The following is a 25,538-nucleotide window of genomic DNA, read 5'->3' as shown; positions in this document are numbered from 1 at the left end:
TCTTATAAATATTTGTTCAAAACTAAAAAAGAGCCCTGAGGCTCTTTTTTATTATTTATATAGAAGCTAGTTGTCTATCAACGAGCTTACTTACTGCGTTTAACAGCCAAGTGTGCGAGCGTTGTTAGCGCTTGCTTATATTCAGAGTCAGGAAGTACAGAAAGCTCAGCAATCGCTTTATCGGCTTCTTCATAGGCTTTATTTGTTGTGTACTCTAAAGAGCCTGTCTCTTTCATCACAGCCATAATATCGTCGAGGCGTTCCATCCCATTCGCTTTTTCAATCGCTTCACGAATCATGCTTGCTTGTTCAGCTGAACCATTGTGCATTGCGTAAAGTAGAGGCAGCGTTGGTTTGCCTTCGGCAAGATCGTCACCAACGTTCTTACCCATCTCTTTACCGTCAGCTGTGTAATCCATCACATCATCAATCAGTTGGAATGCGGTGCCTAAGTACTTACCGTAGTTCTGCATTGCAGTTTCGATTTCTGGTGATGATTCGCTAAGAATGGCACCGATTTGCGTTGCAGCTTCAAACAGGCGAGCGGTCTTAGAGTAGATCACCTGCATATAGCTTTCTTCTGTGGTGTCTGGGTTGTTGCAGTTCATTAATTGTTGAACTTCACCCTCGGCAATTACGTTTACCGCTTCGCTCATCAACTCAAGGATCTTTAAGGATCCTAGCGTTGTCATCATTTGGAATGAGCGAGTATAAATAAAATCGCCCACCAAAACGCTAGCGGCATTACCAAAAGCGGCATTGGCTGTCGCTTTACCGCGTCTCATGTCTGATTCGTCGACAACATCATCATGGAGCAGGGTAGCGGTGTGAATAAACTCGATAAAGGCTGCTGAGGTGATATGAGCTTCACCTTGATAACCAAGTGCACGAGCAGATAAAAGAGCAAGCAAAGGGCGTAGGCGTTTGCCGCCGCCGCTAACGATATAAAAACCAAGCTGGTTGATTAAACTTACGTCAGAATTAAGTTGGGCTTGAATTGTTTCATTCACTTTTGCCATATCATTGGCAGTAAGCGTTTGGATAGCTTTAAAATCCATTGTTCATCCGGCTGAAGTTAGACCCTGTAAGGCTTATACGTTGTATTTAATTGTTGAATAATACACTAAAAAACGTTGATTAATACATCGCTAAAGGGCATGATTGCCGCACTTTTCTTTGGCGAACAGGTTTTCGCCAATTTTTTAAAAATATGGCTTGTCATAGCGCCATGATTCCCGTAGAATCTGCGCCCTATTGATTAGTTTAGCGCACACCCGAGTTGTACAATTAACAACCATAGGCTGTGCGGAAAAAGCGGAGTAAAATATGTACGCTGTTTTCCAATCTGGTGGCAAACAACACCGAGTAAGCGAAGGTCAAACACTTCGTTTAGAGAAATTAGACGTTGAAACTGGTGCAACTGTAGAATTTGATAAAGTTCTTCTTGTTGCTAACGGCGAAGAAATCGCTGTTGGTGCACCTCTTGTTGAAGGTGGCAAGGTTACTGCAGAAGTAGTACAACACGGTCGTGGCGATAAAGTAAAAATCGTTAAGTTCCGTCGTCGTAAGCACTCGCGTAAGCAAGCTGGTCACCGTCAGTGGTTCACTGAAGTGAAAATCACTGGCATTAACGCTTAAGTATTAGGAGAGTTTAACAATGGCACATAAAAAAGCTGGCGGTTCTACTAATAACGGCCGCGATTCAGAAAGCAAACGTCTTGGTGTTAAGCGTTTTGGTGGTGAATCTGTTCTTGCAGGTAACATCATCGTTCGTCAACGTGGTACTAAGTTCCACGCTGGCACAAACGTTGGCATCGGTAAAGACCACACTCTTTTCGCTCTTACTGAAGGTAAAGTGAAATTTGCTGTTAAAGGTCCTAAAAACCGTAAGTTTGTAAGCATCGAAGCTGAGTAATTTAATCTTTAACTAGATTATTTTATTAGCTTTCAAGCTGAATTCAAAAGCCCTGCCGATTCGGCAGGGTTTTTTATTTATAGCAAGAATAAAAAAGCAGACGCTCTGGCTTTAATTTTTAATAAGCAGTTTGGTTTTTAAGAAACCATTTGTTTTTTAAGAAAAAGAAAGCAAAGAACCTCTCCTTATTTGTTCCTTAGTTGCAGGTCGGCCTAGATCTTAGGTGATCGATCTAAACACGGATCTGCTAGAATTTATATCACTCCTTGATGAGTGGTAACGCAACGTAAGTGCGGAGTTAAAAAATGAAATTCGTTGATGAAGCGGTAGTAAAAATAGAAGCCGGTGATGGCGGTAATGGTACAGTTAGCTTTTGGCGCGAAAAATTCGTCGCTAAAGGTGGCCCTGACGGCGGTGACGGCGGTGACGGTGGTGATGTTTACATCCAAGCGGATGAGAACTTGAACACACTGATCGATTATCGTTTCCAACGTTTTTACAACGCAGAGCGTGGTGAGAACGGTCGCGGTGGTAACTGTACTGGTAAACGTGGTAAAGACATTACACTGAAAGTACCTGTAGGTACTCGTGCGGTTGATATCCACACCAATGAAATCGTTGCTGAAGTTGCTGAACACGGCAAGAAAGTAATGGTTGGTAAAGGTGGTTGGCACGGTCTTGGTAACACGCGTTTTAAATCGTCTGTTAACCGTGCTCCTCGTCAAAAGACAATGGGTACTAAAGGTGAAGTTCGCGAACTGCGTTTAGAGCTTCTTCTATTAGCTGACGTTGGTATGCTTGGCCTACCAAACGCAGGTAAATCTACTTTTATTCGTTCAGTATCTGCTGCGAAACCAAAAGTAGCTGATTACCCGTTCACTACCTTGATCCCAAGCTTGGGTGTGGTAAGTGTCGTTCCTGAAAAGAGCTTCGTTGTTGCCGATATCCCTGGTCTAATCGAAGGCGCAGCTGATGGCGCAGGCCTTGGTATTCGTTTCCTTAAGCACCTTGAGCGTTGTCGTGTTCTTCTGCATATGATCGATATTATGCCGATTGATCAGTCTGATCCTATTCAGAATGCACTAACGATCATCGATGAGCTTGAGCAATACAGTGAAAAAGTTTCACAGAAACCTCGTTGGTTAGTGTTCAACAAAGTTGACCTAATGCCAGAAGACGAAGCAGACGAAAAGATTCAAGAAATCATCGATGCTTTGGGTTGGGAAGGCGAGTACTTCAAGATCTCTGCTGTGAACAAAATCGGCACCAAAGATCTTTGCTTCAAACTAGGTGAGTTTATGGAAAACCTACCTCGTGAAGTTGTAGAAGTTGAAGAAGAAGAAAAAGTAGACTTTATGTGGGATGACTACCATAAAGATGCGATGAGCGGTAAGAATGTCGTCACTGAAGATGACGATGACTGGGACGATTGGGATGACGAAGAAGATGACGGTCATGTTATCTATGTTCGTGACTAATCCTCTTAGTTTCTCATAACGCATCGGTCGCTTCTTACAAGTACACTGATAGTTTTATTAAACCGCAATGAAAATTGCGGTTTTTTTGTATCTAAATCATTATGTATAGTCGGATTTTAATGCAGAATTTATTTCTAGAAATTTAACGCCTATGGGAAGGAAATCATGGCACCAAAGCAAAGAGCGATCTCAAGACTTGTCGCTCAATCAGGACAAATGTTACTGGCACACGGAGCTGAAAGTACACTGGTCGGCGATATTATGCGCCGTATCGGCATTGCTTGTGGGGTGAATGAGGTTGAAGTCGCACTGTCAGCCAATGCGCTCGTTGTCACTACCGTGATGAACGATCACTGTATTACCACCACACGAAGCTGTGCTGATCGTGGCATTAACATGCAAGTGATCACTGACATTCAGCGAATTTGCATCATGATGGAGAAGGGAATTCTCGATTATGAATTAGCATATAAAAAGATTCAAAACATCAGCCCTGAACGCTACAACCGTTGGTTAGTGGTTGTGATGATTGGATTATCATGCGCCTCTTTTAGCCGTCTTGCGGGCGGAGATTGGCAGGTGTTCATGATGACTTTTATTGCTTCAGCCTGCGGCATGATCGTCAGACAAGAAATTGGCCATCGTCATTTCAATCCTTTATTAAACTTTGCGATCACTGCATTTGTTACCACTACCATCTCTGCTCAAGCTGTACTTTACAATATTGGCGGTCAACCCACGATCGTGATGGCTTCATCAGTATTGATGCTAGTACCAGGCTTTCCTCTGATTAACTCCGTCGCTGATATGCTCAAAGGCCATATCAATATGGGGTTGGCACGCTTCACCATGGCCAGCTTATTAACTCTGGCGACGAGCTTGGGTATTGTAGCAGCGATGAGTTTATCTGATGTTTGGGGATGGGCGAGCTAATGAGTATTTTCGAACTGTTTTTAGGTTTGCTCAATGATATGTTTTTCGCCGCGATTCCTGCGGTTGGATTCGCATTGGTGTTTAACGTTCCACAGCGCGCGTTAATTTATTGTGCATTAGGAGGCTCTATTGGTCACGGTAGCCGTTACCTGATGATGCACTTTGGTATTCCAATCGAATGGGCGACATTTTTCGCCGCGACTGTAGTTGGTATGATAGGGGTTCATTGGTCGCATAAACTGTTAGCGCATCCTAAGGTATTTACGGTTGCTGCCTTGATTCCTATGGTCCCAGGCGTGTTTGCCTTCAAGGCAATGATTGCTATGGTGGAGATTAACAGAGCTGGCTACACTCCCGAGTTACTGGCAATGTTGATGGAGAACTTTTTGAAATCAATGTTCATTATCGCTGGACTAGCGGTTGGCTTAGCTGTACCTGGGCTGTTATTCTACCGACGCAGACCTATTGTCTAGCATCAAATCTCTCTCAGTTAAGGACAGGACTTTCGATTTATGATCATCAGTATGATTGCAGCAATGGCCAATAACCGTGTAATAGGTAAAGACAACCAGATGCCTTGGCACTTGCCTGCGGATTTTGCATGGTTCAAGCGCTCAACGATGGGTAAGCCTGTAGTCATGGGGCGTAAAACCTATGATTCTATCGGACGTCCTTTACCTGGTCGATTAAACGTTGTGATTAGCCGTGATGAGAACTTGGAAATTGAAGGGGTGACAACGGTTACCTCGATTGAAAAAGCTCTGGATCTAGTCAGTGATGTTGAAGAGGTCATGATCATTGGTGGTGGTTCAATCTATGAAAGTTGCCTACCTAAAGCAGACAAGTTGTATCTGACCTACATCGATTTTGATGTGGATGGAGATACACAATTTCCTGACTGGGGGGAAGGTTGGAAGCTGAGCTTTAACGAGAGCTATCAAGCTGACGAGAAAAACAAACACAATATGGCGTTTGTGATTCTCGAGCGTTAACTGTGGTTATTAATAGTTAGGCTCTGAAAAATGCTTGCGTTACTGTACCTAGCAGCGCAAGCGTTCGTATCTCGTATCTCGTATCTCGTATCCGTGTTTCTATAGCGCTTTTTGAGTAAAAAACTGTTTGTCTTCCCAGCGAAGTGCGGTTAAGTCTCCCCCCCAAACGCAGCCAGTATCAAGTCCAATCACGTCTTTTCCGTTATAGCCTTCAAGTGCAGCCCAGTGTCCAAAAACAACGGTTTTATCGAGCTTTATGCGTTGTGGAAGGTCAAACCACGGCACTAATGGTTCATCGGTAATTTCATTGGGTGGTAGCTTACATGCCATGTCAAGTCGACCGTCTTCAAAACAGAAGCGCATTCTTGTCAGGCTATTGATTGCATAGCGATAGCGCTCAATATCATGTAAATCCTGATGCCATAAATCAGGCGTGTTGCTGTACATGTTTTCGATAAGCCATTGCCATCTGTCCGACTTCAGCAAGGATACTATCTCTCGATTTTCGATACGTGCTGTTTCTATGCTCCATTGCGGCGAGATACCCGCATGGCACATCACGAACTCTGGGTGTTCTTGAAGCAAAGGTTGTTGCCTTAACCATTCGAGTAGTAGTTCACGATCTTCAGCATCAAGAATCGCTTGAGTCTTATCTTTTGGTTTCGCTGGAAATAGCCCTAAGGACACTGCCAGAAGGTGTAAGTCGTGGTTGCCTAATACAACCTTAGCTGCGTCACCAAGGCTACGAATAAAGCGTAGAGTTTCCAATGATTTTGGGCCTCGAGCGACTAGGTCTCCAGCTACCCATAAGGTATCTTGGTGTTTATCAAAGTTAATAGCTTCAAGCAGTAATTGAAGTTCGTCGAAGCACCCTTGGATGTCTCCGACAATATAATTCGACACAATAATTTCCTGTAGATACGGATGTATGGCTAATTAAGAATATTAGGGATTGCGAGTCTGAATGGGTCAACTTCGGTAATAAAATCAATGCCCTTGTTATCGGTCATCACATAGTGACCTTGCATAACGCCAACAGGGGTTTCGATGACAGTGCCACTTGTGTAGGTGTATTCGTCGTTGGCTTCAATCACGGGTTGTTGCCCAACTACACCATCACCCTCAATGGTGAGTTGCTTGCCGTTAGAGTCGGTAATAAGCCAGCGGCGAGACATAAGCTGCACCGTTGTTTTACTGAGGTTTTTGATCGTTATAATGTAGGCGAAGACGTAACGATTCTTGGTAGGCTCAGATTGCTCCTCTATGTATTTAGAGTGAACCTGGCATTTGATACAAGGCGTAGATATATCCATATTCGCACCTTTTGTTGTTGATATACTTAATGTAATTAAAGTATTACATAAAAAAGGCTCCTAACCGAAGTGTAGGAGCCTTTTTTATTTATTTGTCAGCGTTGTGGCTGTCGTACAACCAGTTTGCCATGTCGACAAACTGTTCAAGCGTTAAGTTCTCAGGACGCATGCTTGGGTTGATACCGAGCTCTTCCAGTACTTCTTTATCGATCAAACTCTTATAGCAGTTACGAACCGTTTTACGACGCTGGTTAAAGCCTTCGCGACATACGCGATCTAGCCATTTCAGATCTTTTGCCGGGTAAGGCAGCACTTCGTATGGCTGTAGGCGAACGACTGCAGAGTCTACTTTCGGTGGCGGAACGAAGGCCGTTGGTGGCACTTCTAGCACTGGCGTCACTTTACAGTAGTACTGAGCCATCACAGTAAGACGGCCGTAAGCTTTGCTGCCTGGGCCTGCGGCTAGACGGTTAACCACTTCTTTTTGAAGCATAAAGTGCATGTCTTGCACGTCTTTATGGAATTCAAAAAGGTGAAACATCAATGGTGTAGAGATGTTGTATGGCAAGTTACCGAAAATACGTAGCTTGTTGTTTGGTTTAACCAGTTCTTGGAAGTCGAACTTCATCGCATCGCCTTCACGGATCGTTAGCTTATCAGCCAGATCCGGATGGTTACGCAGACGTTCTGCAAGGTCTCTATCCAATTCGATAACAGTAAATTTATCGACAAGCTTACCCACAGGCTCAGTAATTGCGCCTAGACCAGGACCGATCTCTACCAAGTTTTGACCAGGTAATGGGTTAATGCTCGATACGATGCCATCAATAATGTATGGATCGTTAAGGAAGTTTTGACCAAAACGTTTACGCGCTTTGTGCCCTAAGTGGACATCATTTCTCATTGCTTTTTCTCTACTAATTCAATGGCGTGCGTGAGCGCTGTTCTAAAGCTCCCTGTATCGGCTTGGCCTTTCCCTGCCAAGTCTAAGGCGGTACCGTGGTCGACTGATGTGCGAATAAACGGTAAGCCAAGCGTGATGTTCACTGAGCGACCAAACCCTTTGTATTTCAATACCGGGAGTACTTGGTCGTGATACATACCTAAAACAGCATCTGCATCTTGCAAATATTTTTCATTAAAGATGGTATCTGCTGGCAATGGGCCAACTAAATTGATGCCATCTTTTTGGCGAATTTTTTCTAGCGTCGGGGTGATGGTTTCAATCTCTTCACGCCCTAAGCAACCATCTTCACCAGCATGTGGATTCAAGCCACACACGTAGATAGTTGGTTTCTCAATAGCAAATTTTTCAACCAAGTCTTTATTCAGAATAGCAATAATTTGCTCTAATCTGTCTTCGGTCACTGCTTGAGATACATAAGCTAGTGGGATGTGCGTTGTTACTAGCGCAACACGCAGCCCTTCAGTTGCCAACATCATCACTACCAGTGGTGTATTGGACTTCTCTGCAAAGAACTCGGTATGGCCACTAAAAGCAACGCCAGCTCGGTTAATTACACCCTTGTGAACAGGGCCGGTGACAATAGCATCAAATTCATCATTCATACAGCCAATTGCTGCGGTTTCTAAAGTATTTAATACGTAATGGCCATTAGCCTCGTTGAGTTGGCCCGCAATTGCCATTTCAGCAAGTGGAATGTGTTTCACTACTAGTGTGCCAGCACGTTGAGGTTGCTTAGCTGCGTTTGCGTCGTAATCTAGCAGATCCACTTCGATACCAAGCACTTTAGCTCGTTCAGCTAGCAGTGTCTTATCGGCACAGACTACAAGTTGATGAGGCCAGCTTTCTTGAGATAGAGCCAGAGTCAGATCTGGACCTATCCCCGCGGGCTCTCCTGCAGTTATGACAATACGTTTAGTTGTCATCTTGGTCGTCCTCAACCATTTCCACAAAGGCACTTGCTCTCACTTCTTGCAGCCAAGCACCAGCTTCTTCGTTGAATTTACGGTTAAATAGAATTTGGTAAGCTTTATTTTTCAAAGCTGAATCAGTACGGTCTACTTCGCGACGGTCTAGTACTTCAACAATGTGCCAACCATGCACGGTTTTGAATGGCGCACTGATCTTACCTTCGGGTAGTGTTTCTACTTGGTGTTTGAACTCTGGTACATACAAGTCTGGCGTTTGGTAACCTAGCTCACCGTCTTGTACTGCAGAACCTGGGTCTTGGCTGTATTGCTGAGCAAGGTCGCCAAAGCTCGCTTCACCTGCGTTTACGCGGCGCGTGATCTCTTCAAGTTGTTCCTTAGCGCCATCGTCACTTAAGATTACGGTTGGTTTAATCAGGATATGACGAGCATTAACTTCCGTTACCGCTACAGTTTCTAAGCCTTTCACATCTTCAATTTTTAGAATATGGAAACCAACGCCGCTTCGGAAAGGACCTATGATGCTGCCTTTATTTTGCATTTTGATTTGATCAGCAAAGATGGTTGGCATCTCTTCTTTGCGCATCCAACCCCAATCACCACCTTGTAGTGCTTTAGGGCCTTTAGAGTAAGTATATGCCATGGTGCTGAAATCTTTACCTGAGTTCAGCTCTTCGACAAGTTCTTTAGCTTGGGCTTCTAGCTCTTCTTTAGTTTGGTCATCATTGAAGCGCAGTTGAATGTGTCCAATCTTGTATTGAACGGTTGCGTTAGTCTCTTGCGCCAAGATATCCGCTAGGTTATCGACCTCTGCAGGAAGGATGTTAATACGACGACGAACTAGAGCATTGCGAGCCTCACTTGCCGCAATTTCTTTTCTTACTTGCTCTCGAAATGCATTGTAGCTAAGGCCTTCTTCAGCAACCGATGCGGTAAGTTGCTCTACCGTTTGGTTGTTGTCTTTGGCGATACCTTCAATTGCTTGATCAAGTCGAGCATCATCAATACGAACACCGATACGCTCCGCTTCTTGAGTCTGAATAGTATCGATGATCAGTTTTTCAAGCACTTGCTCATTGAGCACGTCTTGTGATGGCAGTGTTTGACCGCTTTTTTTTGCGTTTGCACGCAGCGTCTTCATCGAAGCATCGATGTCGCTTTGTAAGATAACGCCTTCGTTAACGATAACTTTTACGCTGTCTAGCTCGACCGGCGCTGCATAGCTTGTTGATAAAGTACAAGCTGCTGCAATGGCAATTAATGTGCGTTTCCACAATGTCATGTGTAATCCTTTAAATTTACTGATGTCTTATCAGTAAAGAAAATTAGTTGTTTAAGAAGAATGGGCGACCGTAACTCAAAGAATTATCTGAGCTGCTTTCACCAATAGCGCCGGAGTCAGAGCCGATATTGGTACCAAAGCCAATAATACCGAAGTTCACACTAAAGTTGTTTTCATATTCAGGTGTGATATTTGGATCACTAATGTTGTTCGTCAAACGGTTGCTATAGGTAAAGCCGATGTACCAACAATCCGATTTGTAGTTAAGTCGAGCCAACCACTCTAGATCTTCTTGTGTGCTTAAGTCATAGAAATATTGGGCACTTGTGCTCCACTTAGGTGAAATTTTGTAGGCACCGAGTAAACCTGCTTGAGATATACCATCTCTTGTTATTGATGATACGTCAAAATCTACAGTTTCATTTATGTATTCTTCTGTAACGTAGCGATAGTTGGTTTGTATGTAACCACCAGCAAAGCGGTATTCAAGTGTACTATTGGCTAATTGCATCGAAGATGAGTCAATGTCGTATTGCACGCCACCATGGTAGAACAGATAGTCATCGTAGTTGAAGTCCATTTCGATAGCCCAAGAAGAATAATTAGTTTTATCATTAGATCCTTCACTGCTCAGGGTTTGCTTTGTATCTTTATCAAAATAGAATATTTGACCAAATGATATATTTAGTCTTTCTTTGTATTCGTCATCAAAGAAACGAGATGAAGCCCCATAACTGACTTGATTTGCAGCTGCGATACGGTCTACACCACTGTATTTACGGCTTCTAAATAGACCATAGTAATCAGTCTGAAGTAATGTAGTGTCGTAAAATCCGATATTACTTTGGTCTTCTTCTGGAACGTACAGGTACTGAACCTGTGGTTCTAGAGTTTGTGTGTAGTTACCAACAATCGTGGTATCTCGTTCTAGAATGATCCCAGCATGACTTCTAAATTCAGGGATAGCTCTGCTTACTGATTCTTCTAAATCTTTGTATTCGTCACTTGTTGTATCAACACCATCAAGATCTTGCTGATAGTATGTACCCAGCAGTCGTGCTTCTGTTGTCCAAGTACCCCAAGTATTTCCGACTGGAATGGTAATGCCTGGCTCTACGTGGACACGAGTCGCAGATGGTTTACCTTTTGCGTCTGTATCAAATATTGAGACATGGCTGATCATGTCGAAGTCTAAGTACTCCATCACCTCAGGAGCATAGTAATTGTACTCTAGCTGTGGCATTAGACGATAAGGAAGATTATTGCTTGTAGTCAGAACTTGGAAATCTCGCACAAGTACCGATGCATCCCAGTTTTGGGAGCGGTAAGTTGCTTGACCTTCTTGAAGTAGTTGGCCATCTTCGCGATTACCAATACTACTTCCACTAACGTCTGTGAAGTAGTCGATATCACTTACTTTTGAATAATCGATTTCGAATAACCAAGACTGCTGGAATATACCTGAGTGCTCTAACTGTGCTCCCCAACGGTCGCCCTTATCTTGGTATTTTTTGTCATCTGGTAAGTATTCCGATTTGATACTGCCCTTACCAAAGTCACTTAAATATCTGAACTTACTGTTAAGTTGTGTACCACGCTCTTGCATGTACTTGAAGGTGGTTTCCAAGTCGTAGTTTGGTGCTAAGTTCCAATAAACAGGGATTTCAGCTTCAAAGCCATCACTTGAACCGTATGACACGGTTGGGTACAGGAAACCTGTTTTACGTGTATCGCCAATAGGGACGGTTAGATAAGGCAGATAGAAAACAGGAACGCTCTGGATTTCAAAGCGTGGGTTATAAAAGGTCGCTTGCTCTTCGTCTTGGTCGACATCGATACTCGATGCTCTTAGACGCCAAGCGTTGTCACCAATCGGGCAAGAGGTAATCGAGCCATCTTCAATCTCATAAACCGCTTTACCTGTTTTTGCTATATAAACAGCATCTCCGCGACCTGGTTCGCAAAGAAATTCGTAATCGGTATTTTCTAACGTCATCTCATCGGTAGTCAGATTGTTGGTTGCTCTATCTGATACTGACTTGATTTGACCGTCACTAAAGTTTACGTTGCCTTCAGCTACAACGATATTTTCTTGTTGGTGTAGGGTTACGTTATCAGCAAGGATGGTCTTGTTCCCTTGCGTAACTCTTACGTCACCTGAATATATAGCCTTGTCACCATTGATAGCTTCTAAGCGATCTGACTCAACGTGTGCGGGTAGCTGTGTCTCGTTTTCTGCAGCGGGTTCGATCAAGCATTGATCTATAGAGGGCATTTCCTGCACACTACTATTGGTGATTGTTTCAGCTTGAGTTGTCGACACGTATAACGCCGTACTTATAGACGCGGCTAACAAGGTGCGGGAAAAAGATTGCATGAAGTTGAACTATCCTGTGTCACTAGATGGAGGGTTGATCTAGTATCAATCCAATTAATAAAGCATTTTCCTTATGATAAAGGAAATATTAGCATTCAGCATCATCAGACAGCATTACTCAGATAAAATTCATAGATAGAGAACACATAATGCAAATATTTGGCAAAATTTTGGGCGCGTTTTTTGGCTTTTTATTTGGAGGGCCGCTCGGTTTGGTTTTTGGCCTATTTTTAGGTCACCAGTTCGATAAAGCTCGCCGATTGAACCAATCAGGCTTCAATAGCTCTGGTTTTGGTCGAGGCCCAAGCCAAGCTGAAAGACAGAACGAGTTTTTTAAATCCGCTTTTGCGGTTATGGGACATGTTGCTAAAGCGAAGGGGCAAGTAACACCTGAAGAGATTCAGCTTGCTTCTACCATGATGGAGCGCATGAACCTGCATGGCGAACAACGCAAAGCGGCGCAAGATGCATTCCGAGATGGAAAAGAGAGTGACTTCCCGCTGAGTGATGTCCTTGAGCGAGTGAAAATCTCATCGGGTGGTCGTTTTGATCTCCTACAGTTCTTCCTTGAGCTGCAAGTATCTGCTGCATTTGCTGATGGGAGCTTGCATCCAAGTGAGCGTCAGGTCTTGCATAAGATAGCTCAAGGCCTAGGTTTTTCTGCAGAGCAACTAGAACGCCGCTTGCAGATGCAAGAAGCTGCATTCCGTTTCCAACAGCAAGGTGGAAGCTTTGGTGGTCATCAAAGCCATGGGCAATCATCAGGTTGGCAACAGGCTTCACAGCAGAATCAGCTTGGCGATGCGTTTAAGGTACTAGGTGTGAGTGAAAGTGCCGACGGTAAAGAGGTCAAGAAAGCTTATCGTAAGCTGATGAATGAGCACCATCCAGATAAACTGATGGCGAAGGGCTTACCGCCTGAGATGATGAATGTTGCGAAAGAGAAGTCGCAAGAAATTCAAAATGCTTATGACCTGATAAAGAAGGTCAAAGGTTTTAAGTAATCGAACACTAAGCCGAGCCATGACATTAAATGACTCGTTTTTTTTATTAAAGGGAATTATATGACGGTAACGTATCAGGATGTTCTTGAATTTTGGTTCGATGAGTTGACGCCTAAAGATTGGTTTACTGGCGGCGCCGAGATTGACTCTTTGATAGAGTCTCGATTTTCTGAACTGCACAAAGCAGCAGCTCAAGGTGAGTTATTTGAATGGCGTCAAAACGCACAAGGGCGCTTGGCTGAGATTATCGTGCTTGATCAGTTTTCTCGAAATATTGGTCGAAACAGTCCGACAGCATTTTCTGCTGATCCGATGGCGTTAGCTCTAGCCCAAGAAGCGGTAGCGGGTGGTTTTGACCACCAACTTAACGAGCAACAAAAAAGTTTCCTGTATATGCCTTATATGCACAGCGAGTCTTTGTTAGTCCATGAACAAGCCGTGGAGCTCTTTTCTCAAACTGGCTTAGAACATAATTTGGATTTTGAGTTTAAGCACAAGATTATCATTGAGCGATTTGGTCGCTATCCGCACCGTAATGAGGTGTTAGGGCGAGCATCAACGCCAGAAGAGATTGAGTTCTTGCAGCAGCCAGGTTCAAGTTTCTAGTTTTAGAGCTCAGTGAAATAGATGAAAAGAGGCTAGTGGCTAATATACTATTAGCCTCTTTTTTTGCTTTAGTAATGAACTTTAGCGTTAGAGTTAGTTTGCTTGGTTGAGCGACCAGTCGTAGTCATAATTGATGTTCTCAGTATTCGTTACTGCTTCTTTTCGATATTGGTCTAAGTGCTGAATGAGTTGTTTCTCCGTACCAAAATCCACAGCAAACCAATCGTAAATCGATGATAGCTGAAGCTTATTATTTGTAACCAGCACGCCTTTGTCATTGTTTACAAACTCATTAGCAGCTTGTTCTAGCAAGGTTTCAGTATTGTCAGAGGTAAAAGCGTCAGGCTGCAAGTTAGGGCAGCCTAGGCTGGCACAGTTCACTGCATAATGGGTGCGTGGGTCTTGCCAAATCGGTCTTAGGATTCGATGTTCAATGTCGTTGAGTGTCAGTGACTTCCCGTTAACGACTACCACATCATCTCCCCAAGGCCCGAAACTAAACAGTCCGCCAAGTTTCGTGATGGATTTGATCGGGTAGGCATCAAGAATCAAATCGACAGTCACGGCGTTGTATAGGTTAACCCAATAGGCATACTGCTCCGCTTTTGAATAGTCGAGCGGATTCACCTGTTCGAGTTGCTTGATGTACTGCTTGAGTTTTGTCTTATCAGTAGTGTTTACTGCTTGATAGCGAACTAGGGTGTTTTGCCCTTGTTTAATTAAGTAGTTATCGAGAAATTGCTGCCAATCTTGATGAGATACCTGTTCTAGGTTGGTTTCGTCGCTTTGGTTCCAGTATGGCCAAAGATCGGATTTAGGCGCAGACCAAGCTAAGGTTGAGAAAAGTAGGCTTACAATAAAAAGTAGTTGTTTCATGGCATTCTCCTGATGACTGACTACTAAGACCTTATGGCTTACCATTTTCTTTCATGGCTCTTCAGTTAATAAAGAACTTAGTCAAATAAAGAGGAAGTTTAATAAAGATATTCAGCTAAATAAAAAAGGTTGGCACTAGGCCAACCTTTTATGTCTACAGAAACTGTGTGATTCTATTTCAAGACTTCTTTATTTCAGGAAGCTAGGAATCTTAGCTTCAAACTCTGAGATCTTATCAGCATGTTGAAGTGTAAGGCCGATATTATCTAAACCATTCAGTAAGCAGTGACGACGAAACTCATCAATTTCAAACGAGTACTGTTTGCCGTTCGCGCTAACTTTCATTGCTTCTAGATCAACAGTGATTTCTGCACCTTCATTCGCTTCAACGAATTGGAATAGCTCGTCCACTTCTTGCTCAGTCAATCGAACTGGCACCATTTGGTTGTTGATCGAGTTACCGTAGAAAATGTCGGCAAAGCTTGGTGCGATCATTACTTGGATACCGTAATCGGCAAGCGCCCAAGGTGCGTGTTCACGAGATGAACCACAACCGAAGTTTTCACGAGCTAGAAGAATTGAAGCGCCTTGGTAGCGTGCTTCGTTCATTACAAACTCAGGGTTTGGTTGTTGGCCTGCATCGTCTAGAAAGCGCCAATCGTGGAACAAGTGCTTACCAAAACCGATGCGGTTCACTTTCTGTAGAAACTGCTTTGGAATGATCGCATCAGTATCGATGTTGGCCGTATCTAGAGGAACGACTAATCCGGTGTGTTGTTGAAAACCTGACATGTTAAATCCTCTAATTATAGTTCACGAATATCGACGAAGTGACCAGCGATAGCGGCTGCGGCTGCCATAGCTGGGCTAACTAGGTGCGTACGACCATCACGGCCTTGGCGACCTTCAAAGTTACGGTTTGATGTAGAAGCACAGCGCTCTTGTGGACCTAGACGGTCGTTGTTCATCGCAAGACACATCGAACAACCAGGTAGGCGCCACTCAAAACCAGCTTCTTTGAAGATAACATCTAAGCCTTCAGCTTCTGCTTGTGCTTTTACTTGCTCAGAACCCGGAACAATAAGCGCTTGAACATGCTTCGCCACTTGGCGACCTTTTGCTACCGCTGCTGCTGCACGCATGTCTTCGATACGCGAATTAGTACAAGAACCAACGAAGACCTTATCAACGTTGTAATCTGATAGAGACTTACCTGCTTCAAGGCCCATGTAAGCTAACGCTTTTTCAGCCGATGCTTTTTCAACAGGGTCAGCAAAGCTTTCTGGTGCTGGGATTGGTGTGTCTACCGAGATAACCTGACCTGGGTTGGTGCCCCAAGTAACTTGTGGTTTGATGTCTGCTGCTTCTAGTGTAACAACCGCATCGAACTCTGCATCAGCATCGGTTTTTAACGTATTCCAATACTTAATTGCTGCTTCCAAGTCTTCGCCTTGTGGAGAGAACTTGCGACCTTTGATGTACTCGTATGTCGTTGCATCCGGAGCAATTAGGCCCGCTTTAGCACCAAGCTCGATAGCCATGTTACATACCGTCATACGACCTTCCATCGTAAGGTCAGTAATCGCCTCACCACAGAATTCAACCACGTAGCCTGTACCACCAGCAGCAGTTGTTTTACCGATGATCGCTAGTACGATGTCTTTTGCAGTGATACCCGGAGCAACCTTGCCTTTTACTTCGATTTTCATGGTTTTAGCACGAGCTTGTTTTAGCGTTTGAGTTGCTAGAACGTGTTCAACTTCTGAAGTACCGATACCAAACGCAAGAGAACCAAATGCACCGTGTGTCGCAGTGTGTGAGTCACCACATACGATGGTCATGCCCGGTAGTGTAATACCCAGTTCAGGGCCCATGACGTGCACAATACCTTGGTATTTGTGGTTTAGGTCGTAAAGCGTTACACCAAACTCTTCACAGTTTTTTGATAGCGTTTCCATTTGGATACGTGCCATCTCGCCAGAAGCATTAATGTCTTTGGTTTGGGTTGATACGTTGTGATCCATGGTCGCGAAAGTCTTGCCTACTTGGCGAACTTTACGGCCTTTTTCACGCAAGCCATCAAACGCTTGAGGTGACGTTACTTCGTGAACTAGGTGACGGTCGATGTAAAGAATCGGGTTTTCGCCTTCCGCTGCTACTGCAACGTGCGCGTCGTAAACTTTTTCGTATAAGGTTTTTGCTTGCTGGTTTGTCGACATAGCTGTTCTTCCTTGGGAGCATCAGTCCCAGTGTTTGTTTCGAGCCAAGTCATGCGGTTTAAGCTGACTTGGCTTGATATTATTCTTATGTACTTGCTTTAGAGCGTTAAGCCTATGAAGCTAAGATGTACTCTGCGATCTTGTCACCCATTTCAGAGGTAGTAAGCGCTTGGTTCTTACCTGCAAGGTCTGCTGTTAGCTCGCCTGCAGAAAGTGCTTTAGATACTGCTGCTTCGATGTCTTGTGCTGCTGCTTCTTCACCTAGGCTGTAACGAAGCATTAGCGCAGCAGAAAGAATCTGTGCAACTGGGTTTGCGATGTTCTTGCCTGCGATATCTGGTGCACTGCCGCCCGCTGGTTCGTATAGGCCGAAGTTGCTTTCGTTTAAGCTTGCAGAAGGAAGCATTCCCATGGAGCCTGTGATCATTGCGCACTCATCAGAGATGATGTCACCGAAGATGTTAGAACACAGCATTACGTCAAACTGAGATGGATCTTTGATTAGCTGCATGGTCGCGTTGTCGATGTACATGTGATTTAGCGTGACATCTGGGTAATCTTTTGCGATCTCTTCAACCACTTCACGCCATAAGATAGAGCTCTGCAGAACGTTTGCTTTATCGATTGAGTAAACGTTTTTGTTACGTAGACGTGCAGATTCAAAAGCAATCTTGGCAATGCGTTCGATTTCGTAACGGTGGTAAATCTCAGTATCAAAGGCTTTTTCAGTTGCGCCTTCGCCTTCACGACCTTTAGGTTGGCCGAAGTAGATGCCGCCTGTTAGCTCACGAACAACAACGATGTCGAAACCATTACCTGAAATATCAGCACGCAAAGGAGAGAAAGACTCTAGACCTTTATGGATTTGTGCAGGACGTAGGTTACAGAACAATTGGAAGTGTTTACGCAGGGGAAGTAGGGCACCACGCTCAGGTTGATCGTTTGGTGGAAGGTGCTCCCATTTAGGGCCGCCAACCGAACCAAATAATACAGCGTCAGATTCTTCACAGCCTGTTACTGTCGCTTCTGGAAGTGGACAACCGTGGTTATCAATTGCGATACCACCAACATCATACTCTTCGCGAGAAAAGCTAATTGCGTGTTTCTTTTCGATCGCGTCTAACACTTTATGTGCTTGCTGCATTACTTCTGGGCCAATGCCATCACCAGGTAGTACGGCAATCTTGTATGATTTATCAGTCATGTTAATCCTTTAATTCTTGTTACTGAGCTGTTTAGCTCGTTTAAAATTTTGTCCCTAAAGCCAATAACATCGGCTCTAGGGCTCTGTTATTGGGTGTTTAAACTGTCGCGATTCTTTGCTGTTTCATTTCAGCAATTGTGTCTGCGCGTTGAATGCTATTAATAACGTGCAGTAGCGCCTGACCAGAGGCCTCAACGATATCCGTTGAAACGCCCGTACCGTGGTATTTACGGCCTTTATAGTTAGCAATGATGTCCGCTTGACCTAGGCCATCTTCGCCTTCACCTTTCGCCGTAAGGTCGAATTTATCCAAGGCAATCTCGTAACCCGTTAAGCGGTAGATACATTGGTATAAAGCATCAACAGGGCCGTTACCGACAGCCGCTTCGCATTTCTCTTCATCGCCACATTGAAGCTTGATGCTGGTGGTAGACATAACACTACCAGATTGTACGCTTAGGTAGTTAAGTTTATAGAAGTCATCTTCGTCGCGTAGGTTCGCAAAGTGCATTAATGCTTCAAGGTCGTAATCGAACACTTGGCCTTTACGGTCAGCTAGCTTCAAGAAGTCTTCGTACAATGAATCTAGGCTGTACTCGTTGTCTTTGTAACCCATCGCGTCCATGTGGCTCTTAACGGCTGCACGACCGCTGCGGCTTGTTAGGTTCAATGCTTTGTTCTTCAAGCCAATAGACTCAGGCGTCATGATCTCGTAAGTGTTCTTGTTCTTAAGCATGCCATCTTGGTGGATACCTGAAGAGTGGCTGAATGCGTTAGCACCAACGATTGCTTTGTTGTCTTGAATTGGCATGTGGCAAAGCTGGCTAACCAACTTACTGGTACGGTGAATCTCTTTGTGGTCCAAACCAGTATGAACACCTAATAGCTCTTGACGAGTTTTGATGATCATTGCGATTTCTTCTAAAGAACAGTTGCCCGCACGCTCACCAATACCATTGATTGTGCCTTCAATTTGTCGAGCACCCGCTTGCACTGCAGCAATTGAGTTAGCAACCGACATGCCTAAGTCATCGTGACAGTGAACAGAGATGATCGCTTGATCGATGTTTGGTACGCGATCGAATAGCGTTTGGATAATGCCACCAAACTCATTCGGTACTGTGTAGCCTACGGTGTCAGGAATGTTGATGGTTTTTGCGCCCGCGTTGATAGCGGCTTCAACCATACGGCATAGGTTGTCGATAGGTGTACGGCCAGCATCTTCACAAGAAAACTCAACATCATCGGTATAGTTACGCGCATGCTTTACCGCTTTCACTGCCATCTCGACAACATCGTCGTAGCTGCGGCGTAATTTGTCTTGAACGTGAACCGTCGATGTCGAAATGAAGGTATGAATACGGAACTGTTCAGCCACTTTTAGCGCTTCGGCAGCGGCATCAATATCTTTCGCTACTGCGCGAGAAAGCGCGCAGATGCGGCTATCTTTAATATTTTTTGCGATGGTTTGTACTGATTCGAAATCGCCTGGAGATGACACAGGGAAACCCGCTTCAATAACATCTACACCCAGTCGTTCAAGTGCATAAGCGATCTGTAATTTCTCTTTTACCGTAAGGCTTGCTGCCAACGCTTGCTCGCCATCACGTAAGGTCGTGTCAAAAATTATCACTTGATCGTTCATGGGTGCTTCCTTATATCGATAATGAATCGATTGCTATCCAAATTATTATTAAGAATGATGTTCTTTTAAAAGTGCCAGTTACAAAAAAACCCGCTCAGCGCGGGTTTTAATATTTGTGTAGTTCTTGACCCACAACTTACCCGCGCGATTGGTTCACGATAAGGAGAAGTTTCAGCAGTCGAGAAGAAGAAAAAATCATTACACAAATATCCGTAAATAAACTGTTAACACCATATTTACCGCAATTTATTCTGAGCGTCAAACAAGAAAATCCAATATCAGTGTGCATTGACGGTGTTTTTGTTTGGTTTGTGCTGTTTTGTGTTGTTTTATTGGCTAAATCATCTGATTGGTGGTTTTGTATTGGGGGGTTAGTTTATCGTTTGGCTTATGTGTAGGTTAAAACTTTGTAGTAAATCTTTTTGATGGAACGATTCACCAAAAAAATCACAAGCGTGACTAAATTAATTAATCACTTGATTAAATAGTGAGTAATTAATCTTCTACTGTTACGCCTGTTTATCTCTATAATTAATCAGATGATTAATTATAGAGATGGATTTTTACCATGACGGCACGAAAAGCGGGGCGACCTCAAAAGAACTTAGATGTTCGACAGTTATTGATTGAGCATGCTCGTGATCTGTTTGTCGTTCAGCCATACGATAAGGTCTCGACACGTTTAATTGCTGAGCGTGCGGGTGTGAACATTGCGATGATCCGTTATTACTTTGGTAGTAAGGCCGGGCTGTTTGAAGCGATGCTGCGTGAAACGCTACGACCGATGCAATTACAGATGCAAAGGTTGGTTGAAGAAAGCAGTCATGAGAACTTTCTTGATTTAATGCGGACTTACTACAAAGAGATGGTCAAGGTGCCGAAGTTTCCTCGCTTGATAGCTCAAGTGATGAATATGCCTCCCTCTGAAGTGCAAAGAGAGTTGCTCGAAAAGGTTTTCCTCGATGTTGCCAAGCCAGCTCAAGATGTCATTTTTGAAAAACTGGTGGCACAAGGCGTCTTAAGAAAAGATATGGATCCTAAACTCTGTCGCGTGTCGTATATAAGCTTGATGGTATTTCCATTCATTGCGCCGCCTCCTCTATTAGCAATCCATGGTATTGAGATTAATGAAGAATTTCTTAACCGCTTAATCGAACACAACATTAAATTGATGACAGAAGGCTTTATAAATACGCCTAGCCCTTCTTCTGTGCAGGACCAAAGATAATGAAAATAAATAAAAAACTACTCTTCTTTCCAGCACTTGCGGTTGGTGTGATTGGCCTTGTCGCCGCGATTAACTTGAAGCCGGATCTTCCAACCAAACCTGCGAGTGATAGAGCCCGCTTAGTTGATACAGTAAGCCTAGAGCAACAACTGATAGCGCCGTTAGCAGTTGGTTTTGGCAAAGTGGTGCCGAAAGTCGAATGGAAAGCGATTGCTGAGGTGACAGGACAAATAGTGTATCGACATCCAGATCTTGAAAAAGGGCAGGTGATCCCCGCAGGAACGGTTGTGCTCAAGGTTGATCCATTGGATTACGAATTGAAACTGATACAAGCAGAGGCGGATCTAAAATCAAGCCAAACCTCATTAGCGAAATTGAATCAAGAAGAAGACAACCTTAATCAGACTCTTAAGATCGAAAAGAATCGCTTAGTGATCAGTAACAAAGAGCTACAACGTAAACAGGATCTGCGTAAGAAAGGGCTAACTTCTCAGTCTGATGTCGACCTGCAACAACAAAGCGCATTGTCTCAACAGAAGCTAGTGTTGGAGATCGCGAACCAAATTGCTTTAATGCCAGATGAAAAACGCGTCGCGGAAGCGGTGATTAAGGTCAACGTATCTAAAGTGAAAGAGGCGCAGCGCTCTCTTGATAAGACCACCATCACTTTGCCAAGAGCGATGCGAATTGCTCAGGTTGATATCGAACAAAATCAAGTGGTTAATCTTCAGCAGGAGATGTTTATTGCTCACGGGATTAGTGTCATGGAAGTGGAGGCGCAACTTTCTATTCACGATATGCAAACTTTAGCCTCGAGCTTTAACCAGTTCCCTCGCGATGCTGCGGGAATCCCTAATCCTTATGAAGCGCCAATTAAAGCAAGCATTCAACTTAACAGCGGCAACCTGAACCTTAGTTGGCCTGCGAAGGTGGCAAGAATCAGCGAAACAGTTGATGAAAACCAAGCAACGGCGGGGATTATTCTCGAGATCGCGCAAGACTACTCGCAGTTGAAACCTGACAGCGCAACGCCTTTGGTTAACGGTATGTTTGTAAAAGCTGAGATTGAAGGTGTCGCCAATCTAAGTTGGGTGGTTCCAGAGCGAGCACTGCATGGTGATAAGGTTTATCTGATGGGTGACAATCAGCGTTTGCAAGTGGTCAATGTTGAAGTGCTTTATCGCAGAGACAATCAAGTGGTTGTGAGTGGCGAGCTACAAACTGGAGATAAACTGGTTCTCAATGATGTTCTGCCAGCAATTGAAGGCATGTTACTGAAAGAGTCGAACTCTGAAGAGGCTGAGCTTGAATCAGATACTCAGGAGAGTGCGTCATGATCAAGTTCTTTTCTAGGCACCCAACAGCAGCAAACTTGCTGATGCTTGGGCTGTTGATCTTGGGTATAAGCTCACTATCAACCATCAAACGTGAAACCTTTCCCGCTTATGACCCGCCTTACATTATGGCTGCGATTGTTTATCCCGGCGCTTCTCCACAAGAAGTGGAAGAGAGCTTATGTGTGCGAATGGAAGATGCAGTCGACGGCTTGGCCAACATTGAAGAGACTCAGTGTGAAGCGATCGAAGGCAGCGCCCGTTTAATTCTCAAGTTAAATGAGAAAGCAGATATTGGCCGAATGCTGGTGGACGTGCAAACCCAGATCAACTCGATCAATGACTTCCCAACCGAGATTGAATCACCTGTTGTTCAAGAGCTAGATTGGAATGAACCAGTTGTTGATATCGCCATCACAGCCGAAACGTCGTGGCCGGAACTTAAGGCCTACGCGGAAGATCTTAAGCGCACTATGAAGCTCGATTACGGTGTATCTTTGGTCGAGGTCAGCGGCTTCTCAGATCATCAATATCGAGTAGAACTGGATACCCAAGCCATTCGTCAGCTGGGTTTGAGTGTCGGTGATATTGCCGATCAGATTGGTCGACAGAATGTAAAACTGCCGAGCGGTAACGTTGAAACACCAGACAAAAACTTCCTGATTCGTTTTGACGAGAGACGAATCACACCGGTTGAACTTGAAAGTATCGTGGTTGGATCTGCGCCTAATGGCTCGGTGATCCGTTTGAGAGACATAGCCAAAATAACCGACCGCTTTGAGCTTGATGAACAGAAGGTGTTATTTGATGGCAAGCCTTCGGCGTTGCTTAAGATCAGTAAGAACAAAGAAGACGATGCGCTGCGAATCAAAGAGAACGTAACACGATTCGTTGAAGATCAAAGCGCGATTGCTCCTGATGGCGTGACACTACAAATGACTAACGATCTCTCTTCTGTACTTTGGGATCGTCTAACCATGATGGTGAGCAATGGTTGGCAAGGTATTGTGCTAGTGTTCGCAACCATGTGGCTGTTCTTCAGCTTACGTTATTCATTTTGGGTGGCTGCTGGGTTACCGGTGGCCTTCCTTGGTGGTTTGTTCTTAATGGCCAATCTTGGTTTGTCGATCAACATTATGTCGTTAGTCGGCTTATTAATGGCAATCGGTATTATGATGGATGACGCCATCGTGATTGCCGAATCGATAGCGTCCCATTTAGATCGGGGGCAGAGCGTAGATGATGCGGTGTACAATGGCGTTAAGAAGGTGCTTCCCGGAGTACTGTCTTCTTTCCTAACCACTGTGTGTATTTTCGGTAGCTTACTGTTTCTTGATGGTGAGATGGGCGCGGTGCTTAAGGCCGTTCCTCAAGTCTTGATTTTGGTGCTGTCGTTGAGCTTGATTGAAGCCTTCCTGATTCTACCTAATCACCTATCTCATTCATTACACAAAGAAAAGAATGACAAGCCAGCGCTGCGTTTTAAGGTTGTGTTACTTGAGAAGTTTGAGAACTTCCGTAATACCACTTTGATGAACATGGTTGAGAAAGTCGTGACCTTCCGTTATGCCTTTATGGGGGGAGTGATTACGCTGTTGTTACTTTCTGTAGCCTTGATTGCTGGTGGCATTGTTAAGTTTCAACCTTTCCCTGAGCTGGATGGTGATATTGCCGAGGCACGTATCATTCTTCCGCCGGGAGCATCATTGTCTCAAACCGAAAAAGTGGTCGACAAAATTGTCGCGTCTGCTGAGCGTTTGAACAAGCAATGGAGCGAAGAGGTTGAAGAAGGCAATACACTGGTCGAGCATATCACCAGCCAATTCAATGCCAACGCCGATGCCAATGAATCTGGCCCACACTTAGCCACAGTGCGCCTAGATTTACGCGGAGCAGAGAGCCGTAATACGGTTATCGATGATTTCATTGATGCGTGGCGTGAAGATATAGGAGACTTAGCGGATCCTATTTCATTGGTGTTCAAGCAACCGACTATGGGGCCGGGCGGTCGTGCTATTGAAATCCGCGCCAAACATGATGACCTGAGCGCGTTGAAATCTGCTTCTTTGGATATTCAAGAATACCTTAATCAGTTTGATGGGGTGCATGGCGTGCTTGATGACATGCGCATGGGTAAAGAAGAGATCTTGGTGAAGCTGCGCCCTGGAGCCGAAACCTACAATGTGAATGGGCAAATGATCGCGTCTCAGTTACGAGCTGCTTTCTTTGGGCAAACCGCGGATGAGATTCAAATTGGCGTCGAGAATATTTCGATTGAAGTGCGTCTTGATAAAGAGCAAGCGGGAGATTTACAGCAGCTGGCTAACTTCCCGATCATTACCGCAGATGGCAGTCAGATCCCGCTAGCAACATTGGCGACATTAGATTTCCAACGTAATTACGTGCGAATCCAGCGCATTGATGGGCTGAGAACCATCAGCATCTTTGGTGATATTGACAATAAGAAAGCGAGCTCATCTGCGATTTTGGCTCAGTTCCAAAAAGATGAAGCAGCCAAGCTTGTTCAGAAGTACCCAGGTTTACGCTTTGATTTCGAAGGGGAGGCCAAAGATGCGGCTAAGACGGGCGCTTCGATGGGCAAAGGCTTCTTGCTCGGTCTGTTTGGTGTGTTTGCGATTCTGAGTTATCAATTCAGAAGCTACTTAGAACCGGTGGTCGTGATGTTGGCGATTCCACTCGCCTTTATTGGGGTGGTCGTTGGTCACTGGATACTTGGCCACTCTTTGAGTATGCCAAGTATGATGGGCTTTGTGTCGCTTGCCGGTATTGTGGTTAATGATTCCATCTTGTTGGTGCAGTACATTCGTCACCATGTCGATGAGGGAGATAGCGTGCATGACTCGGTAGTGAAAGCCAGTCGAGAGCGTTTCCGAGCGGTATTCTTGACCTCAATGACGACAGCGGCAGGTTTGCTACCGCTATTGACGGAAACCAGCTTACAGGCACAGGTTATCCAGCCATTGGTTATTTCGATCGTATTCGGCATATTTGCCTCGACCTTACTGGTGCTGTTTATGATCCCAGCAGCCTACGCGATATTGGCGGATTTCGGTTTGGTGAAAAAGCACGAGCCACTCTCGTTATAGAGTCTTCGTTTATTCGTCTTTAAAGAAATAACAAACAATAAAGCGACCTTGAGTCGCTTTATTTGTATCTGTGTGATCACTCTCAAGCTTGGGATGCACAATTTAGTTGAGTCATTTGCTTCAAAATTCATT

The 25,538-nt window shown here is 44.4% G+C and carries 23 protein-coding genes; 11 read left to right on the top strand and 12 right to left on the bottom strand.

From position 1 onward, the window contains the following. Positions 1-86 precede the first annotated feature (86 nt). Positions 87-1,058, bottom strand: a complete 972-nt coding sequence (gene ispB, locus ATB74_RS15520) for an octaprenyl diphosphate synthase (protein WP_061019095.1) — start codon at positions 1,056-1,058, stop codon at positions 87-89. Positions 1,059-1,326: 268 nt separating this feature from the next. Here ispB and rplU point away from each other — a divergent pair, with 268 nt between their 5' ends. From rplU to folA, 6 genes are all read left to right on the top strand, one after another. After that, on the top strand, positions 1,327-1,638 hold the full coding sequence (gene rplU, locus ATB74_RS15515; RefSeq protein WP_004740823.1) for a 50S ribosomal protein L21: 312 nt from the start codon (positions 1,327-1,329) through the stop codon (positions 1,636-1,638). 19 nt (positions 1,639-1,657) lie between these two features. Beyond that, the gene (gene rpmA, locus ATB74_RS15510; protein WP_004735905.1) at positions 1,658-1,915 is read left to right on the top strand and encodes a 50S ribosomal protein L27; all 258 of its coding nucleotides are present in this window, start codon (positions 1,658-1,660) and stop codon (positions 1,913-1,915) included. A gap of 305 nt (positions 1,916-2,220) precedes the next feature. Next, a complete protein-coding gene (gene cgtA, locus ATB74_RS15505) occupies positions 2,221-3,393 on the top strand; it encodes an Obg family GTPase CgtA (RefSeq protein ID WP_017061377.1) in 1,173 nt (390 codons plus the stop codon). 165 nt (positions 3,394-3,558) lie between these two features. After that, positions 3,559-4,326 carry a threonine/serine exporter family protein gene (locus ATB74_RS15500; RefSeq protein WP_060982989.1) on the top strand — a complete coding sequence of 256 codons (768 nt, stop codon included), beginning with the start codon at positions 3,559-3,561 and terminating at the stop codon, positions 4,324-4,326. After that, positions 4,326-4,799, top strand: a complete 474-nt coding sequence (locus ATB74_RS15495) for a threonine/serine exporter family protein (RefSeq protein WP_017062945.1) — start codon at positions 4,326-4,328, stop codon at positions 4,797-4,799. Before ATB74_RS15500 ends, ATB74_RS15495 begins: the two co-directional genes overlap by 1 nt. A gap of 39 nt (positions 4,800-4,838) precedes the next feature. Further along, entirely contained in the window at positions 4,839-5,318 is a 480-nt protein-coding gene (gene folA / locus ATB74_RS15490; protein ID WP_061019094.1) for a type 3 dihydrofolate reductase, read from the top strand. A gap of 99 nt (positions 5,319-5,417) precedes the next feature. On the opposite strand, the gene ATB74_RS15485 is transcribed toward folA, so the two are convergent. The 6 genes from ATB74_RS15485 to lptD all read right to left on the bottom strand — a co-directional run bounded on the left by ATB74_RS15485 (position 5,418) and on the right by lptD (position 12,183). Next, the gene (locus ATB74_RS15485) at positions 5,418-6,221 is read right to left on the bottom strand and encodes a symmetrical bis(5'-nucleosyl)-tetraphosphatase (protein WP_060982991.1); all 804 of its coding nucleotides are present in this window, start codon (positions 6,219-6,221) and stop codon (positions 5,418-5,420) included. Between the two features lie 29 nt (positions 6,222-6,250). Then, complete coding sequence (gene apaG / locus ATB74_RS15480) at positions 6,251-6,631, bottom strand: Co2+/Mg2+ efflux protein ApaG (RefSeq protein ID WP_004735899.1); 381 nt, start codon at positions 6,629-6,631, stop codon at positions 6,251-6,253. Between the two features lie 88 nt (positions 6,632-6,719). Next, the gene (gene rsmA / locus ATB74_RS15475) at positions 6,720-7,535 is read right to left on the bottom strand and encodes a 16S rRNA (adenine(1518)-N(6)/adenine(1519)-N(6))-dimethyltransferase RsmA (RefSeq protein WP_017062942.1); all 816 of its coding nucleotides are present in this window, start codon (positions 7,533-7,535) and stop codon (positions 6,720-6,722) included. After that, positions 7,532-8,521 (bottom strand): 4-hydroxythreonine-4-phosphate dehydrogenase PdxA, encoded by a 990-nt coding sequence (gene pdxA / locus ATB74_RS15470; RefSeq protein WP_061019093.1) that lies wholly within the window; start codon positions 8,519-8,521, stop codon positions 7,532-7,534. Before pdxA ends, rsmA begins: the two co-directional genes overlap by 4 nt. Then, positions 8,511-9,806: a peptidylprolyl isomerase SurA gene (surA, locus tag ATB74_RS15465; RefSeq protein WP_061019092.1), complete on the bottom strand. Its 1,296-nt coding sequence runs from the start codon at positions 9,804-9,806 to the stop codon at positions 8,511-8,513. Before surA ends, pdxA begins: the two co-directional genes overlap by 11 nt. 43 nt (positions 9,807-9,849) lie before the next feature. Then, the gene (gene lptD / locus ATB74_RS15460; RefSeq protein WP_081090131.1) at positions 9,850-12,183 is read right to left on the bottom strand and encodes an LPS assembly protein LptD; all 2,334 of its coding nucleotides are present in this window, start codon (positions 12,181-12,183) and stop codon (positions 9,850-9,852) included. Between the two features lie 149 nt (positions 12,184-12,332). Here lptD and djlA point away from each other — a divergent pair, with 149 nt between their 5' ends. Together djlA and ATB74_RS15450 are read left to right on the top strand one after the other, a co-directional pair. After that, positions 12,333-13,187: a co-chaperone DjlA gene (djlA, locus tag ATB74_RS15455; RefSeq protein WP_061019090.1), complete on the top strand. Its 855-nt coding sequence runs from the start codon at positions 12,333-12,335 to the stop codon at positions 13,185-13,187. A 60-nt stretch (positions 13,188-13,247) separates the two neighbouring features. Then, a complete protein-coding gene (locus ATB74_RS15450) occupies positions 13,248-13,793 on the top strand; it encodes a DUF924 family protein (protein ID WP_061019089.1) in 546 nt (181 codons plus the stop codon). A 93-nt stretch (positions 13,794-13,886) separates the two neighbouring features. On the opposite strand, the gene ATB74_RS15445 is transcribed toward ATB74_RS15450, so the two are convergent. From ATB74_RS15445 to leuA, 5 genes are all read right to left on the bottom strand, one after another. After that, entirely contained in the window at positions 13,887-14,669 is a 783-nt protein-coding gene (locus ATB74_RS15445) for a DUF547 domain-containing protein (protein WP_061019088.1), read from the bottom strand. Positions 14,670-14,858: 189 nt separating this feature from the next. After that, a complete protein-coding gene (gene leuD / locus ATB74_RS15440) occupies positions 14,859-15,461 on the bottom strand; it encodes a 3-isopropylmalate dehydratase small subunit (RefSeq protein ID WP_061019087.1) in 603 nt (200 codons plus the stop codon). A 14-nt stretch (positions 15,462-15,475) separates the two neighbouring features. Further along, entirely contained in the window at positions 15,476-16,888 is a 1,413-nt protein-coding gene (gene leuC / locus ATB74_RS15435; RefSeq protein ID WP_061019086.1) for a 3-isopropylmalate dehydratase large subunit, read from the bottom strand. A gap of 112 nt (positions 16,889-17,000) precedes the next feature. Further along, positions 17,001-18,092, bottom strand: coding sequence for a 3-isopropylmalate dehydrogenase (leuB, locus tag ATB74_RS15430; RefSeq protein ID WP_061019085.1), 1,092 nt, complete (start codon positions 18,090-18,092; stop codon positions 17,001-17,003). Between the two features lie 97 nt (positions 18,093-18,189). Continuing rightward, positions 18,190-19,737: a 2-isopropylmalate synthase gene (leuA, locus tag ATB74_RS15425; protein WP_060983000.1), complete on the bottom strand. Its 1,548-nt coding sequence runs from the start codon at positions 19,735-19,737 to the stop codon at positions 18,190-18,192. A 568-nt stretch (positions 19,738-20,305) separates the two neighbouring features. On the opposite strand from leuA, the gene ATB74_RS15420 reads away from it, so the two are divergent. The 3 genes from ATB74_RS15420 to ATB74_RS15410 are packed head-to-tail and all read left to right on the top strand — an operon-like array spanning position 20,306 to position 25,406. Beyond that, on the top strand, positions 20,306-20,965 hold the full coding sequence (locus tag ATB74_RS15420; RefSeq protein WP_061019084.1) for a TetR/AcrR family transcriptional regulator: 660 nt from the start codon (positions 20,306-20,308) through the stop codon (positions 20,963-20,965). Further along, positions 20,965-22,302, top strand: a complete 1,338-nt coding sequence (locus ATB74_RS15415) for an efflux RND transporter periplasmic adaptor subunit (protein WP_061019083.1) — start codon at positions 20,965-20,967, stop codon at positions 22,300-22,302. Before ATB74_RS15420 ends, ATB74_RS15415 begins: the two co-directional genes overlap by 1 nt. Further along, positions 22,299-25,406 (top strand): efflux RND transporter permease subunit, encoded by a 3,108-nt coding sequence (locus ATB74_RS15410; protein ID WP_060983003.1) that lies wholly within the window; start codon positions 22,299-22,301, stop codon positions 25,404-25,406. The genes ATB74_RS15415 and ATB74_RS15410 overlap by 4 nt, the downstream gene beginning before the upstream one ends. Positions 25,407-25,538: the final 132 nt, after the last annotated feature.

This window comes from Vibrio splendidus, from assembly GCF_001557875.1.
GTDB lineage: Bacteria > Pseudomonadota > Gammaproteobacteria > Enterobacterales > Vibrionaceae > Vibrio > Vibrio splendidus_F.
This window is presented reverse-complemented; position numbering and strand designations above follow the sequence as displayed.

Bases quoted from the DNA above. Each gene is read 5' to 3' on its own strand.
- ispB (WP_061019095.1), bottom strand. From the start codon at position 1,058: ATGGATTTTAAAGCTATCCAAACGCTTACTGCCAATGATATGGCAAAA.
- rplU (WP_004740823.1), top strand. From the start codon at position 1,327: ATGTACGCTGTTTTCCAATCTGGTGGCAAACAACACCGAGTAAGCGAA.
- rpmA (WP_004735905.1), top strand. From the start codon at position 1,658: ATGGCACATAAAAAAGCTGGCGGTTCTACTAATAACGGCCGCGATTCA.
- cgtA (WP_017061377.1), top strand. From the start codon at position 2,221: ATGAAATTCGTTGATGAAGCGGTAGTAAAAATAGAAGCCGGTGATGGC.
- ATB74_RS15500 (WP_060982989.1), top strand. From the start codon at position 3,559: ATGGCACCAAAGCAAAGAGCGATCTCAAGACTTGTCGCTCAATCAGGA.
- ATB74_RS15495 (WP_017062945.1), top strand. From the start codon at position 4,326: ATGAGTATTTTCGAACTGTTTTTAGGTTTGCTCAATGATATGTTTTTC.
- folA (WP_061019094.1), top strand. From the start codon at position 4,839: ATGATCATCAGTATGATTGCAGCAATGGCCAATAACCGTGTAATAGGT.
- apaG (WP_004735899.1), bottom strand. From the start codon at position 6,631: ATGGATATATCTACGCCTTGTATCAAATGCCAGGTTCACTCTAAATAC.
- rsmA (WP_017062942.1), bottom strand. From the start codon at position 7,535: ATGAGAAATGATGTCCACTTAGGGCACAAAGCGCGTAAACGTTTTGGT.
- pdxA (WP_061019093.1), bottom strand. From the start codon at position 8,521: ATGACAACTAAACGTATTGTCATAACTGCAGGAGAGCCCGCGGGGATA.
- surA (WP_061019092.1), bottom strand. From the start codon at position 9,806: ATGACATTGTGGAAACGCACATTAATTGCCATTGCAGCAGCTTGTACT.
- lptD (WP_081090131.1), bottom strand. From the start codon at position 12,183: ATGCAATCTTTTTCCCGCACCTTGTTAGCCGCGTCTATAAGTACGGCG.
- djlA (WP_061019090.1), top strand. From the start codon at position 12,333: ATGCAAATATTTGGCAAAATTTTGGGCGCGTTTTTTGGCTTTTTATTT.
- ATB74_RS15450 (WP_061019089.1), top strand. From the start codon at position 13,248: ATGACGGTAACGTATCAGGATGTTCTTGAATTTTGGTTCGATGAGTTG.
- ATB74_RS15445 (WP_061019088.1), bottom strand. From the start codon at position 14,669: ATGAAACAACTACTTTTTATTGTAAGCCTACTTTTCTCAACCTTAGCT.
- leuD (WP_061019087.1), bottom strand. From the start codon at position 15,461: ATGTCAGGTTTTCAACAACACACCGGATTAGTCGTTCCTCTAGATACG.
- leuC (WP_061019086.1), bottom strand. From the start codon at position 16,888: ATGTCGACAAACCAGCAAGCAAAAACCTTATACGAAAAAGTTTACGAC.
- leuB (WP_061019085.1), bottom strand. From the start codon at position 18,092: ATGACTGATAAATCATACAAGATTGCCGTACTACCTGGTGATGGCATT.
- leuA (WP_060983000.1), bottom strand. From the start codon at position 19,737: ATGAACGATCAAGTGATAATTTTTGACACGACCTTACGTGATGGCGAG.
- ATB74_RS15420 (WP_061019084.1), top strand. From the start codon at position 20,306: ATGACGGCACGAAAAGCGGGGCGACCTCAAAAGAACTTAGATGTTCGA.
- ATB74_RS15415 (WP_061019083.1), top strand. From the start codon at position 20,965: ATGAAAATAAATAAAAAACTACTCTTCTTTCCAGCACTTGCGGTTGGT.
- ATB74_RS15410 (WP_060983003.1), top strand. From the start codon at position 22,299: ATGATCAAGTTCTTTTCTAGGCACCCAACAGCAGCAAACTTGCTGATG.